Raw genomic sequence first — 14,305 nt, 5'->3', positions numbered from 1 at the left:
GTACCTGTCGCAAATTTTGAACTGGTATAAATCCATGATTCGATCGCTCAACTTAGAAAATTCAGCTATCGCTGAGTCAGAAATTCAAAACCGAATTCTCTCGTTGTTTGCTCGTTCCGACAAAGCGATCGCGGCTGAACGCGATATGGATGGGTATCTTGAGGCGATCGCCAATGAGTTTCTCCAAACCAGCAAGATCGGTAGCGATATTGCCTTGACCGACTTAAACGAGCAATTTACGGATTACCAAATCCCAATCGAGCCAGTAGATCCAAATGATTATCTCAATGATTTAACAGAAACAGCGATCGCTCATTCTGTTCGCACCTCTTCACCGCGATTCATCGGTCACATGACCACAGCATTGCCTTACTTCGTGCGACCGCTGGCGAAATTGATGACAATTCTGAACCAAAATCCAGTTAAAACTGAAACGGCAAAATCGTTAACTCCTTACGAACGTCAAGCTCTCGCAACTCTTCATCACCTCATTTATCAGTTGCCTGATGCCTTCTATATCGAGCATACCCATAACCCTCACAGTACGTTGGGGATGATTGTATCGGGTGGAACGATCGCTAATATCACTGCCCTTTGGTGCGCTCGTAACGCAGCTTTGGCTCCGCAAGCAGACTTTATGGGGGTGGAACAGGAAGGGCTTGCTGCCGCTCTTAAGTTTTATGGTTATGACGGAGCTGTTGTCATTGGCTCCAGCTTAATGCATTTTTCCTTTGATAAAGCTGCCGACTTATTGGGCATTGGAACTCGCAGTCTGATTAAAATTCCGGCAAATGAGAAAAATCAAGTGGATCTGCGATCGCTGCGTCAAACTATTAGGGACTGTCGCGATCGCAAACAACTCATTCTCGCGATCGTTGGTATCGCAGGAACAACAGATTCTGGTGGCATCGATCCGCTGTTAGACATGGCTGAAATTGCTAAAAATGCCAATATTCATTTTCATGTTGATGCGGCATGGGGTGGACCTATGTTGTTTTCACAAAGACATCGCTATAAACTACAAGGTATTGAATTTGCAGATTCTGTCACCATTGATGGCCATAAACAGCTTTATTTGCCCATGGGAATCGGGATGCTGTTTTTGCACAATCCTAACTTGGCAAAGGCGATCGAAAAACAAGCGCCCTATACCGTTCGGCAAAATTCGATCGATCTAGGTAAGCGCACGTTGGAAGGGTCTCGTCCGGCTACTGCAATTCTTTTGCAAGCTGGACTAAAGCTCATTGGCATGAAGGGATATGAATATCTAATGGATTGGGGAATTGAAAAAACTTGGTATTTAGCAACTCGAATTGAAGCAATGCCAGAGTTTGAACGATTAATCGATCCTGAAATTAATATTTTTCTCTATCGCTATATTCCCGAACCTTATCGTCACAGAGCAGCAATCGGGCAATTGACACTAGCTGAAAATCAATCGATTAACCAATTCAATCAGCACTTGCAAAAAGCGCAGCGTCAAGCGGGTCATACCTTCATTTCGCGCACGACTACTTATACAACGCGCTATGGAAAAAATGTACCAATTATTGCACTACGCGCTGTGATTGCAAATCCGTTGACAACTGAATTAGATATCAACGCCGTACTACAAGATCAACTACAAATTGCTGCTGATTTATCTGACAATACTTCAGGTAGTTTTCTAACTCAATAAACAAAAAGCTATTGTATTGTCAACTTAACTAGAACTTAGCAAATTTAGATTAATCAACTTCTAGTGCATAGGTGACGCTCCATCTGTACATACTAGTATAGCCAACTGTGAATCCTCTTTCGCTCGTTATCTCTTCTACATAATAATAATTTGATGAGTAGCGTAGATATCAACGCACGCACAGTAGAATGATTCTTAGTTGATAGCACTCCTACTTGAAGGAGTACTTTACATTTATCGAAGTAGTGTTAAATTTTCTAGAGAGAGTATGCTACTGGCTCGGCAGCGGTTTTCGCAACATAGTCCAGAACAGCATCTACTTTGTAAAATTATCGTAGCGGATTACTAGTATTTCAAAAAGAAAGAGATGAACAACTGCGCGACTCATCCTGATTTGACATCCAACAAAAAGACTCAGACAACCTGATTTACGTGGATGAAACAAGTATAGATAATCCAGACACTTATGATTATGGATGGAGTGAAAAAGAAACTAATTTTTTCGGTTTAAAAAAAGGTAAGAAGAGTGTAGAAGTAAGTATTATAGCAGTTTTAAGTTGAGAAAAATTGATAGCTGCGTTTACATTTAAGTGTTCGTACAATCGCTAGGTATTTGAACAATGGCTTGAAGATAACCTGCTTCCGAAGTTGTTAGTCGGTCAAAAATTTTTTTATTTTAGAGAATGCTACTTTTCCATAAATCAGAAAAAATCTAAAAACTGAGTGGGAATTTTTAGTGTAAACTAAGTATTTATCACCCTATTCTCCTGACTGTGTGGGAGATAGAACATCAATGGTTTTCATTAAAAACCGAGTCAGAAAAATGGCTTCCAGCAGCAACTTTTCCGAGAAAAGGTCGATCTGTGACAGTTTCTTCCTAACCTTAATGAGTATTGCTATAATCATCGCTTAACAAGGGTTTAGCCGTGAGTGGTGACAAAAATTTCTGGGTTTTCGTCTGATTCTAAGCAACCTTCGACTAAGTTAATAATGTGACTGGCTACATCTAAAATCCTGTTGTCGTGAGTGACAATTAAAATCGTGCATCCTTGCTCTTTGGCAAGTTGTTGCATCAACGTTACAACTTCGCGCCCTGATTTTTGATCTAAAGCGGCAGTGGGTTCATCTGCTAAAATTAGTTGCGGTTGATTGACCAAAGCACGGGCGATCGCTACTCTTTGTTTCTGTCCTCCTGATAGGGCATTGGGTTTATAATCTACTCGATTAGCCAACCCCAATTGACTTAACATCTCAACTACTAATTTGCGCTTTTCTCGCTAGTTATTTGTCAATTCTACATTTTGCGAGGCAGTGAGAGATTCAAATAAATTATGTGCTTGGAAGATAAAGCTAACATTCCGTCGTACCTCTACTAATTGAGATTTATTTAGTCCGACTAATTCTTTCCCTAAGACCTGTAAATTACCTGATTGTGCCAATCGCAAGGCTCCAATTAAACTTAAAAGCGTCGTTTTCCCCGAACCCGAAGGACCAGTCACGATCGCGATCTGCCCCTTGGATAAATCGAGATTGATGTCGTACAACACTTGAGTACGTAAATTGCCTTGTCCGAAATAATAATTAAGCTGGCGAATTTGGACAGCAAATTTGTTTGTCATAAACTAGCGCATATTTCATTTGCACAATGCAAGTATTCAACAGTATTCAAACTGATTTTTTTGCCTTTTAACTTTTGCTTTTTACCTTTTAACTTACTTGCTTTATTCACAACCAAATACCTCCGCCGGATCGGTAACTTGAACTTTGCGCACGGCGATCGCGCCGGAAATTAAACACATAATAAAGGTAGCAATCAGAATGTTAATTGCTCTTTCCTAAGTCATTTGCATTAATACATCCGTAGCATTAGCCGTGAGGCTGTACAGCCCTAAACTGATAAAAAAGCCTGGGACAAAACCAAAAAATACCAGAATCACTGATTCCTGCAACACAATTCCTAGTAAATGGAAATTAGAATAACCAATTGCTTTGAGCGTGGCATATTCTACCCAATGTTCTGCCATATCTGTGTATAAAATCTGGTAAACCAAAATAACACCAACGAAAAACCCCATCGTTGTTAGCAGCGAAAACACAAAGCCAATTGCCGTATTTTCTCGCCAGTAGTCTAATTCTTTTTGCACGAACTCAGCTTTCGTCCATACGGCGACATCTTGGGGAGGCGCTGGCGCAGTGCTTTAACAATTGTTTCTACATCGGCATTTTCAGCCACTTTCAACAATCCAATATCGACAGTGTTGGAGAGCGAAAAATTTTGGGGGAGATGAGGGACACAACACGGTAAGATGACCCCATGTCCGATTCTTCCGAACCCGTTATCTACCAATTAAAGATACTGTTGCTTGGCATCAGTCCCATGATCTGGCGACGCATATTTGTCAGCAGCGACAGCACGATAGAAGATTTGCATTACACCATCCAGCTGGCAATGGGGTGGGAGGATATTCATCTGCACCATTTCATCATTCACGGGAAACAGTATGGAGTCACTTAACCAGGCGGAACGGTATTTAGTGACTGCGCCAGCGAAGTGGAGTTAGGTTCGTTTAAGTTAAGACTAAAAGAAAAATTTTTCTACGAATATGACTTCAGTATATGTCCATCAATGGGTACATGGCGTTACTGGTGGCGACATCAAATTAGAGTAGAAGCAATACTCACTCCAGATGAAAACCAAATTTACCCAATCTGCACTGGTAGTAAAGGTGTTTGTCCCCAGAAGATTGTGGTGGTCCTTGGGGCTTTATGAAAGCGAGGGAAGAATTTTTGATTTGGGACGTGTTAGAGCGGTTTGCTTCAATGTTGAGAAACAAGAATTTTGACATGGATAAAGAAGAAGCCAGTGAGCTACGCGCCTTGGCTATTAGTTTATCAAAACCGCTTCGACCATCCTCAAGTCAACAAGCATTTACGACAATACGCCACGGGAGATAGAAAGTTGTTGTTATTTGAGCAGAGGATAGTGTGAAATTTAAAGTTCAACTAGTCATTGAATCAGAGTCGGGCGATACCCAGTCAATTCAAGAAGTTGTCCAAATTGAAAAAGGCAATTTACAACCCGAAAATTTGGGATTAACTCTAGCCCAAGCCAAAGAATTATTGCTTCAGACCCAACGCAGCGTAGCTGCTCAACAAATAGCCGAATACCAAAGACAGCAAGCTGCTTGTTCCCATTGCAATAAAAAGCTGTGCCACAAAGATCAACGTACCATTGTATATAGGACACCATTTGGCAAGTTGCAACTACAAAGCCAACGATTGTTTCACTGTGCTTGTATCGAGCAACCAACCCGCACCTTCAACCCAGTAGCAAATCTATTAAAAGAGCGCACATCGCCAGAATTGCTCTACCTAGAATCAAAATTTGCATCTCTAATGTCTTATGGACTGTCCACCGAACTATTACAAGAATTACTCCCAATAGAAGGAGCAATAAATGCTGCATCTATACGCAACAATTTACACGCGTTAGGTCAACGCTTAGAATCAGAGTTACCAGCTATATGCAGGAATATTATTCGAGGGTTGTCAAAGAGATTGGGAGAAGCTCCCCAGACCAGGTTTACCCTTGGTAGTGGGTATGGATGGAGGATATGTTCGTTTCTATGATAGGAAATCTAAAAAAGCCGGAAATTTTGAAGTTATCGCTGGCAAGAGTATAAAAGCAGACGGCACATCCAAATGTTTTGGCATGGTTTATTGCTACGATACTAAACCCCAACGTCGAGTATTTGAGGTGTGAAAATCTCAAGGGATGCAAATGAACCAGCAGGTCACGTTTTTATCTGATGGAGAAGAGATTATACGTGACCTACAATATTATCTCAACCCCAATGCCGAACATATACTTGATTAGTTTCACATCACCATGCGGATAACTGTGATGAAACAAATTGCGAAAGGTATAAGTAAAGAAGATTTGTCAGCAGGTATAAATAGCGAATCCATCCTCAAAGATTTGACTTCATTAAAGTGGTATTTATGGCATGGCAAGTCTTTAAAGGATTATCAAAAATTGAAGATTTAATCGATAGCGCCTTTATCTTAGGTTCGGATGATGACGAGCGAGAAGCAAGTCTTGAGGCACAAAAACTCTGCTCTCATTTAGAAGAGTTTGAAACTTATATTTCAAATAATGGGCAGTATATTCCCAATTATGGCGAACGCTACCGCAACGGCGAACCGATTTCCAGCTCCTTTGTAGAGTCTGCCGTCAATCAAGTTATCAGCAAGCGATTCGTGAAAAAGCAACAAATGCGTTGGACTCTCTTATGGGGCGCATCTTCCGATTCAAATGCGTTCGCTGGTCTTGAACGGGGAGTTAAATCGTAAATTCCAGCAATGGTATCCCGAATTGACAGTTAATTGATTTTACCAACTTTTGTGTTTAAGTTGGTAAAATTAACTTATATATCCCAAGCTTTTCAGGAGTTTGGGTCATGCTCAAACAACTCGTCCAACTAACGCTCATTTGGTAAAACAGAAAAACAAGAGCGTCAATCGCCTAACTCTCGTAAATACTCCGAAGTTAGGACTAGGTGTAGCGACCTGCAATTATAAATGCTCAAACCAGCAATCAAGACATTTTCAAACCAGGATTATTTGCAACTATAATTTCGTTTGAACCAGGATTAAGGGTCTTGGCAGCTTTTGGTGATCCTTGAGAGCAAGGGCATGATGATCCAAATCAATGAAATAGAGCATTCCACAACTCACGCCAGCAAGAATCTTCGACTGAGCAAGTCAATGCCAGCTCGACCATACATTTGGCGCTTGAGCATCTTCAATCGGTTTATGTGTCCCTCGACCGGACCGTTGCTGACTAGCAGTGTCACACCCGCTTTGACCGCATCATAATCTTCATGTAAGCGTTGGGCAAAGCGAACAAAAGGTGAAAGACTGCTATGGATGGCTTGCTCCAACCAAAAGTCAAGTCGATCGGGAAGACGTTGGCGCACGATTTGGGCAAAGCTTTGGGCTAGCTCAATCGCGGTGGACAGATCGGGATGCTGTGCTTTTAACCGAGCAATCAACTGTTCGTCATCTGACTTCTGTAATTCTTGCCGCTGTAGCACAAGCCAAGCTGCTTTTAGGAGCTGTGAGTGGTCGTTTCTCCGGTTGAGCAACCTTGGGCAGTGGTTGTCTGACGAGTCGTTGCCGCAGTGGCAAGCCTTGAGAAGAGCGCAGACGACGAGTGTAACGAGCTACCGTGTCATAACTACCGGAGTAACCGCGCTTCTGTATTGCTTCAAACAGTGCTTTAGTATCGTAACAGCCTTCGTTCCAGCGTTTGAGAATATATTCCTTGTACGGAGAAAGCACGCTTCGTCCACGGTCGCTACGCCCTTGACGTTCAGGAAAGCTGGGAGTGCGTAGATAGCGAAACACACTCGTTTTACCAATGCCGAGTTGACGCGCAATCGCTGGGACTTTGTAGCCTTGACGATGTAGATGCCAGACTTGTTGATAAGTTGACAATCGCCGCTTCCGACGCTGTTCGGTTCTTTGCTGCTCCTGCACGGTTAAAGACGGTAGGGCGATGGGAACAACGACAGTACCATCAGGACTAGTTGTGGATGAAAAGCTATGAGCAGCTTCAACGGCTTTGAGGTCTTGACCGTGCGTGTTGAAAACTTGGTCGAGGGTTTCCACTAAGTTTTGCTTTACTGTGAAAACGGTCGGCAACCTGGATTGCTAATGGTGCTCCTTGAGTAATTCCGGCTTTATAGGCCTTGGAGCGATCCCGTGAAACTACCTGAACTCCTGGGTGTTCTTGCAACCACGCCGCCAACGTCTCGGTTTCGCGATCGCCCAACAAAGCTATTGGACGGCTTCGATCCAAATCAATTAGGACAGTGCCGTAGGTTTCACGCTTACGAAAAGAGAAGTATCTACACCAAGTGTCTGCGGTGTGACAATCGGTGGTAGAGGCAGTCTAGAGACTAATTGGAGTATGGTATTGCGGCTGACTGCACAGCCCAACTGCTGGCTCAACCGTTCTCCTGCTGCTCCTCCCAATGCTAATCCAATAGCCGTCAGTTGCTTTGCCATGCGCCCAGTTCGCCTTGCCCAAGGAGCAGCAACAGTGGCTATTCTCTCTGTAAAGATGCGGCGAAAGCACTGCTGGTTAAGGCAGAAAAACTTCCGTACCCGCAGTTGCAGGGTAATGCTGTAATCAGCCCAGGGCAGATCCGCCAACGTGCGCTCGTAGTGGCTATGAACTCGATGTGTGGGATGGGCGCAGATTGGGCATTGTGCAATAACCTGGGTCGCGCAAACATTTAGAGTGATGCGAGGATTAGCTTTATCAATCAGCCAGCTTTCGAGTTGAAGGGACGATGAATCGGGTAATAGGTGAAATAAGACTTCCATCTAACTATTCTAAGCCGTTAGAGAAAATTCCATCACCAAAAGCTGCCAAGAGCCTTAATCCTGGTTCAAACGAAATTATAGTTGCAAATAATCCTGGTTTGAAAATGTCTTGATTGCTGGTTTGAGCATTTATAATTGCAGGTCGCTACAGATAGTTAGGGACTTGGATCGGACGATCGCGATCGAACTCTGCACGAAAAGTAGCCGATCGACGCGCAGGAAACAATCGTGACTCATAAAAAAAGGAAAATCGACCGTGCTTTTAAGTAACTTTCGCGTCTCTGCTGCACTCGTCACGCTGGCATCTATGTTCCTGATGCCAGCAAGCGCAACCAACTACTCGCTATCTTGCCGCTTGGCTAATGCTAGTTGCGTCGGAGGGAATATCTCCGTGAGGAACGACGTGAGTACCTGGAGTTTGACTATAAAAGACAATAAAAGAGACGGAAACTGCGCCTATGCCAGGATTGAAATAGATCGCAGTCTTATAGGAGACATAGCGAAGGAATCCCCGAGAGCCTGCGGGAAAGACAAAAGCGTGTCCTATACTTACACGGCGAATAAATCTGATGAAACCTTTCGCGTCGTGGGTGCTCGTGTCTTTGCGTGCGTAGACCGAAACTTACAGCCGGACAGTTGCAGCGAGGCTTTTTACGAGGCTGAACGCTAGTGTAGAGCAACGAATTATTGGTTTGCATTTCTTTGTTTCACCTGTCACAACTAGCCGCACTGATTCGTCTAATAGGTGAATGCCTAACAAAACAGGAGATTCACAAATGCAGTCCAGAATGGAACTTGGAGTTGAATCGGCGGCGTATCGAGCGATGTTGCAACTGGAACGGTATGTCCGAGGCAGCGGCATCAATCCGACATTGTTAGAACTGATGAAAATTAGAGCATCGCAGATCAATGGTTGTGCCTTTTGTATTGATATGCACACCAAAGATGCCAGGCTTAACGGCGAAACGGAACAGCGAATCTATGCCCTTAATGCGTGGCGGGAAACTCCCTTTTTTACCCCTCAAGAACGGGCAGTGCTTGCTTTTACAGAAGCAGTCACCCTGATTGCAACTGATTCAGTTTCAGATGAAATTTACGATGAAGTCAGCCGTTATTTTTCTGATGATGAAATTGCCAATTTATTGATGGCGATCGTCACTATCAATAGCTGGAATCGGATTGCCATTACAACTCGCGTGGTTCCAGGCAGTTACGAGCCACAGCCGTTGCACGATAGAACATTTACTCCTGAAACACTTCCAGCATAAGCAATCGCGCTCGTCGGTCATTTGTCCTTGGCGAATGACCGATCTCTGTTTCTGGATGTTGAATCTAGCGATAGCGATCGCTATCAATACACTTTCAGAGGAGAATGAAAGATGCAATCCATCACTCGTTATGGAACTATCGTTGTCGTGTTCCACGCAGTCATAGTAGCACTACATGGTTTAGCCCACGAGAAAATTCCCGTTTCTCTTTCCTGGTTCCAAAGCTTGTTTGTTAGCTCGATCGTTGTGCTAGCTCCAATCGTCGCCACGATCTTACTTTGGACACCCTTTCAAAAAGCTGGTAGCTGGCTCTTGCTGGGTTCAATGACTGGAGCATTGTTGTTTGGTGTTTATTACCATTTGATTGCAATTAGTCCCGACCAGATCTTCCAAATTCCGCTTACAGGTTGGGGTATTCTCTTTGATATCACAGCGATTCTTCTGGTCTTCGTTGAAGGACTCGGATGTGGAGTTGGTGTATGGGCTTGGAAAACACTTCAGCAGAAAGAGCAGGTTTTATGAGCCATCTTGAAACCTTTAACCAACATCGTTCTTTACTGTTCGCGATCGCCTACCGAATGTTAGGAACGGTTACGGATGCCGAAGACATGGTACAAGAAACTTTTCTACGCTGGCAGCAAACGACTCAAGCAACAGTAAAATCCGCCAAAACATATTTATCGACTATTATCCCTCTTCTGTTGCTTTGGCAGGATTAAAATAGAGAAAGAAGTGATAGAAGCTAAGCTGTGACTATGGTTGAGCGTAGAGAGCCAGTATCAACGGTAGCCTTTATTGATGAATACTGCCAAACTTACCGAAATCTTTTCCCAGATGTCAGAAATTTTGAAGCCTTTAAGTTTCTACATTTAGGCGTAATTTCTGAAATTAACCGAAAATCTTTACCAGCACTTGCTCGGATTGTTGGGCTGTCTGATGGGCAAGAATTACATCATTTCTTGCGAGATACACCTTGGGATGTGAAAGGATTGCGAGAACTGCGATTGCAGATAATTAAAGCATCAGTTGGGGATGAACCAATCGTACTATGTATAGATGAAACAGGGGATGAAAAAAAGGGTAAAGCAACAGATTACGTCGCCAAACAATACATTGGTAACTTGGGCAGAACAGCGAATGGTATTGTTTCGGTTAACGCTTACGCAATAGTTGATAATATCACTTATCCATTGAGTTTTAAAATCTTCAAACCACGTCACCGACTCAAAGAAGGAGATGTCTATAAAACTAAACCACAGTTAGCAGAAGAAATTATTCGAGAACTTTTAGCATTTGGATTTAAATTTCACCTAGTTCTAGCCGATAGTTTGTATGGCGAGAGTGGGAATGTGATTGGAGTTTTAAAAGAGCTAAAGTTAAATTTTATTGTGGCGATTCGCAGTAATCATGGAGTCCTAATTGCGCCAGGACAGCGCGTGCGCTACAACAGTTGGCGCGCCTACCAGCAGAACTTATCTCACCGTCAACCAGAAAGACGCTATATTCGGGAAATTATTTTTGGCAAGCGGCGCACGGTTCGCTACTATGAAATCACTAAAAGCGATACGAAGAATCCCAAATCAGACACCTGGTTTATTATGACTAACTTACCTGGCAACATTCAGCTTGTTGTCGGCAACCTCTACAGCTTGAGAAATTGGATTGAGTATGGTTTTAAACAGGTAAAAAATGAATTGGGTTGGGCGGATTTTCGCTTAACAGATTATGCTAGCATCGAGCGGTGGTGGGAAATAGTTTTTAGTGCCTATTTGCTGATTAGCTTGCAGGCTGAAGCTTTCAAAGACGAAGCAGCTAGAAGCAGCTTATATCTGAATTCTAGATTGTTAGAACTGACTGAATTTAAACGGCATCCCTACTGGGAGTCAGGCACTAATTGGAAGAGTGCTTTAAATAACTTAAGACTAATTATTCAGCCCCACATCTTTTGGTGTTTAATTGAGCCGTGGTTGAGGCTATTTCCGATTCCTGGAATGAAACGAAGCTTTTTCAAATTGATAAAAATTATGAATGGTTTTCGAGCTGTTCCTATCGAGTATGCTGTGGCAAGTTAGATGTCTCTTTTATTTTACTCCGCTTGTAGTAACAGAAGAGGGATTATCACGCGCCTCTGCATTGACCATCTGCGTTCTGCCCGCGTGCGACGAGAACAATATGTAGGACCCTGGCTACCGGAACCGATCGCGACGCAACAAACCAACGATCCAGCCACTTATGTAGAGTTGGCGGATTCACTTTCGATGGCGTTTCTTGTCGTTTTAGAGCGATTATCGCCGCTCGAACGAGCCGTATTTCTGCTGCGCGAAGTTTTTGATTATGACTACGATGAAATCGCTCAGATGGTGGGCAAAACTCCAGCGAACTGTCGTCAAATACTGCGGCGATCGCGCCAGCACATTGCGGTTTCACATCCCCGCTTTCCGGTATCCCATCAGCAGCAAGAGCAAATTACAACCAAATTCTTAGAAGCATCCAACGAAGGCAATTTGTCAGGGTTGTTGGCACTTCTAGCCAAGGATGTTACCTTCTGGTCGGACGGTGGTGGAAAAGTTGCTGCTGCTCTCAAACCGTTGCAGGGTGCAATGAAAGTAGCTCGTTTCCTGCTGGCAATTCGCAGCAAGTGGCTTTCTGGGGCGGTTACTCGTATCGTTGAGATTAACGGACAACCTGGCATTATCACTCTGATGGGCGATCGCATTCACAGCGTGACGACGTTTGATATCGTGGATGGCTACATCCAATCTATCTACACGATGAGGAATCCAGAAAAACTAAAGCGGCTCGACGAAAAGGCTATCCATTCATGCCAATAGAGCTTCTATCATTTACAATTTAGGCAATAGAAACAAAACTAATTGTGAGCGATCTCGACAAAAACAATTCACATTTGGTCTTCCCTTATCAGCCGATTCTAGCTAGTGACGGTGCTAACTGGAAAAACATTCAGTTTGCTCATTTTCGACAACCACCTCGTGAAATTCCAGAATACGTGTCGCCTTGGCATACCATTTGTCTGAATGTCGGCAAACCTGTTCGACTGGAGCAAGTAGTCGATGGACAAAAGAAGATAGTTGACTCAGTGCCAGGAGATTTGGCAATTTATCCAGCCTATACAAGCCAACAGTTCTCTTGGGACAAAGAAGCAGAATTTTTCAATTTGTTTTTATCACCGTCATTTCTAGCTACTATTGGTTATGACGTGTTTGGAAGCGATCGCCTCGAACTTATTCCACATCTGGCTACACTATTTGACCCGTTAGTTGGGCAGATTGGTTTTGCACTTAAAACATCTTTAGAAATTGACGGCACAAATAGTCATCTTTATGCTGATTCGATCGCCCATGCACTTGTCGTTCATCTTTGATCTCGATATTCAACTAACTCAAGTCAAATAAAAACTATTACGAGTAGATTTACTCAACAACAATGGAAACAAATTGTTGAATTTATTAATGCAAATCTGAATGGAAACATTAGTTTAGCTGAATTAGCAAAAATCGTGCAGTTAAGTCCATATCATTTTGCTCATTTGTTCAAGGAGTCAACAAACACTTCACCTCATCAATATTTAATTCGTTGCCGGATTGAACGAGCTAAAGAATTGATAGTTATGAGCGATCTACCACTTGCTACAATTGCTCAAACTGTTGGTTTTGCTAGTCAAGGACATTTTACCTATCATTTCAAACGTTGTGTGGGAGTAACGCCCAAAGTTTTTTCGCAGCGACTAGCACGCCACGCAACTTTGATAGAATCGCAAGAACGTTGAAAACAATCGCAAGAACCTTGAAGAAAAGCATTCAGGAATTACCACATACTGAATTTGTAACGTAATTTCAAGGCTTGCTTATGAGACGCATTCTTCACATTGACGCGAGTTACAGCAGTGAAAGTTCAGTATCGCGAATTCTATCTCAAGAATTCATCACGGCTTGGAAAATGTTTCATCCTGAAGATGCGATCGTATATCGAGATCTGGGGCATTTTCCAGTTCCTTATATTAATGAAGCCTGGATTACAGCAGTTCATTCGCCACCCGAAAGTCACACCCCAGAAACGATCGAAGCTCTAAGGGAATCTAACATATTGCTGGAGGAGTTTTTAGCTGTAGATTGCTATGTTTTTGGAGTACCAATGTATGGCTTTACTATTCCTGCAAGGCTTAAAGCTTATCTCGAACATTTGATTCGGGTTGGGTGTACCTATGAAGTGAGTAAAAATGGAGTTCGAGGGCTAGTTCATGGAAAAAAAGCTCTGTTCATCACAAGTCGTGGCGGTAACTATCCTCCAGGTTCTCCCTTTGGAGAGGATCATCAAGAACCGTATCTGCGAACGATTTTTTCGTCATTTGGGATTACAGATATCCAGTTTGTCAATGCGAGTAACCTGGTCTTAGGCGATCGAGAGCAGTCTATTTCAACGGCTCAAGCTACTCTTCAAACCCTTGCAGCTCATTGGTAGGACATGGAAAAGGAGAAGAATTTATGTCACGGGAAAACGTAGAAAATACTCGTCGTCTCTTTCAAGCTGTTGAAGACCGCGACGTTGCTGGAGTTCTTGCAGCTTACGCTCCTGAGATTATCATCCGCGATGCCGAGTCGCTGCCCTACGGTGGCGTACATTATGGTATCGAAGGCGCGAAACAACACGTCGAAGGCGCAGCAAGAACTTGGGATGATCTCCAACCAGCAGCAGAGAGAAAAATGGATGCGGTTTTTCTAGACTCAGGAGATTATGTCATCGTCCTTTGGCAGCTGAGAGGGCTAGAGACGAGTAGCGGCAGAAAGTTGGATTTGCCAGTTGTCAGCGTCTATAAAATGCGTGATGGCAAGATCGTTGAATCGCAGATGTTTTATTCAGATACAGTTACAATACTGCAATTCCTAGAGAACAAACAATAACTATAGAATGCGGCGTGCAATGTAGTTGCGATAATCGGAATAATAAA

Annotated in this window: 13 protein-coding genes and 5 pseudogenes; 14 read left to right on the top strand and 4 right to left on the bottom strand. The window is 43.2% G+C overall.

Features of this window, described 5'->3' with window-relative positions:
* The first annotated feature begins 34 nt into the window (after positions 1-34).
* Both M5J74_RS31370 and M5J74_RS33035 read left to right on the top strand, forming a co-directional pair.
* Positions 35-1,678, top strand: a complete 1,644-nt coding sequence (locus M5J74_RS31370; protein WP_250017945.1) for an aminotransferase class V-fold PLP-dependent enzyme — start codon at positions 35-37, stop codon at positions 1,676-1,678.
* 432 nt (positions 1,679-2,110) lie between these two features.
* A complete protein-coding gene (locus M5J74_RS33035) occupies positions 2,111-2,239 on the top strand; it encodes a hypothetical protein (RefSeq protein WP_256498816.1) in 129 nt (42 codons plus the stop codon).
* A gap of 359 nt (positions 2,240-2,598) precedes the next feature.
* Here the strand turns inward: M5J74_RS33035 and M5J74_RS31365 are convergent.
* Positions 2,599-3,297: pseudogene (locus M5J74_RS31365) on the bottom strand (ATP-binding cassette domain-containing protein).
* Between the two features lie 216 nt (positions 3,298-3,513).
* The gene (locus tag M5J74_RS33785; protein WP_250017944.1) at positions 3,514-3,822 is read right to left on the bottom strand and encodes an FtsX-like permease family protein; all 309 of its coding nucleotides are present in this window, start codon (positions 3,820-3,822) and stop codon (positions 3,514-3,516) included.
* Positions 3,823-3,992: 170 nt separating this feature from the next.
* Between M5J74_RS33785 and M5J74_RS31355 the strand changes: the two are divergent.
* The 3 genes and pseudogenes from M5J74_RS31355 to M5J74_RS31350 all read left to right on the top strand — a co-directional run bounded on the left by M5J74_RS31355 (position 3,993) and on the right by M5J74_RS31350 (position 6,068).
* Positions 3,993-4,448, top strand: a pseudogene (locus M5J74_RS31355) (plasmid pRiA4b ORF-3 family protein).
* Between the two features lie 93 nt (positions 4,449-4,541).
* Positions 4,542-4,667: a hypothetical protein gene (locus tag M5J74_RS33030; RefSeq protein ID WP_256498815.1), complete on the top strand. Its 126-nt coding sequence runs from the start codon at positions 4,542-4,544 to the stop codon at positions 4,665-4,667.
* Positions 4,664-6,068: pseudogene (locus M5J74_RS31350) on the top strand (ISKra4 family transposase). Before M5J74_RS33030 ends, M5J74_RS31350 begins: the two are co-directional and overlap by 4 nt.
* 343 nt (positions 6,069-6,411) lie before the next feature.
* Here the strand turns inward: M5J74_RS31350 and M5J74_RS31345 are convergent.
* Positions 6,412-8,071: pseudogene (locus M5J74_RS31345) on the bottom strand (ISL3 family transposase).
* A 129-nt stretch (positions 8,072-8,200) separates the two neighbouring features.
* Positions 8,201-8,368 (bottom strand): hypothetical protein, encoded by a 168-nt coding sequence (locus M5J74_RS31340; protein WP_250017942.1) that lies wholly within the window; start codon positions 8,366-8,368, stop codon positions 8,201-8,203.
* Positions 8,369-8,847: 479 nt separating this feature from the next.
* On the opposite strand from M5J74_RS31340, the gene M5J74_RS31335 reads away from it, so the two are divergent.
* The 9 genes and pseudogenes from M5J74_RS31335 to M5J74_RS31295 all read left to right on the top strand — a co-directional run bounded on the left by M5J74_RS31335 (position 8,848) and on the right by M5J74_RS31295 (position 14,258).
* Complete coding sequence (locus tag M5J74_RS31335; RefSeq protein ID WP_181245268.1) at positions 8,848-9,339, top strand: carboxymuconolactone decarboxylase family protein; 492 nt, start codon at positions 8,848-8,850, stop codon at positions 9,337-9,339.
* 111 nt (positions 9,340-9,450) lie between these two features.
* Positions 9,451-9,861, top strand: coding sequence for a hypothetical protein (locus M5J74_RS31330; RefSeq protein WP_250017940.1), 411 nt, complete (start codon positions 9,451-9,453; stop codon positions 9,859-9,861).
* A pseudogene (locus tag M5J74_RS31325) lies at positions 9,858-10,046 on the top strand (sigma factor); the annotation flags it as partial. The gene M5J74_RS31330 and the pseudogene M5J74_RS31325, both read left to right, overlap by 4 nt.
* 48 nt (positions 10,047-10,094) lie before the next feature.
* Complete coding sequence (locus tag M5J74_RS31320; protein ID WP_250015617.1) at positions 10,095-11,411, top strand: IS701 family transposase; 1,317 nt, start codon at positions 10,095-10,097, stop codon at positions 11,409-11,411.
* On the top strand, positions 11,412-12,170 hold the full coding sequence (sigJ, locus tag M5J74_RS31315; RefSeq protein WP_250017938.1) for an RNA polymerase sigma factor SigJ: 759 nt from the start codon (positions 11,412-11,414) through the stop codon (positions 12,168-12,170).
* 44 nt (positions 12,171-12,214) lie between these two features.
* A complete protein-coding gene (locus M5J74_RS31310) occupies positions 12,215-12,721 on the top strand; it encodes a hypothetical protein (RefSeq protein WP_250017936.1) in 507 nt (168 codons plus the stop codon).
* 135 nt (positions 12,722-12,856) lie between these two features.
* Entirely contained in the window at positions 12,857-13,126 is a 270-nt protein-coding gene (locus M5J74_RS31305) for a helix-turn-helix transcriptional regulator (RefSeq protein ID WP_250017934.1), read from the top strand.
* Positions 13,127-13,206: 80 nt separating this feature from the next.
* The gene (locus tag M5J74_RS31300; RefSeq protein ID WP_250017933.1) at positions 13,207-13,818 is read left to right on the top strand and encodes an FMN-dependent NADH-azoreductase; all 612 of its coding nucleotides are present in this window, start codon (positions 13,207-13,209) and stop codon (positions 13,816-13,818) included.
* Positions 13,819-13,841: 23 nt separating this feature from the next.
* Entirely contained in the window at positions 13,842-14,258 is a 417-nt protein-coding gene (locus M5J74_RS31295; RefSeq protein ID WP_250017932.1) for a nuclear transport factor 2 family protein, read from the top strand.
* Positions 14,259-14,305 lie beyond the last annotated feature (47 nt).

It is taken from the genome of Chroococcidiopsis sp. CCNUC1, from assembly GCF_023546805.1.
In the GTDB taxonomy this organism is placed as follows: Bacteria; Cyanobacteriota; Cyanobacteriia; order Cyanobacteriales; family Chroococcidiopsidaceae; genus Chroococcidiopsis; species Chroococcidiopsis thermalis.
This window is presented reverse-complemented; position numbering and strand designations above follow the sequence as displayed.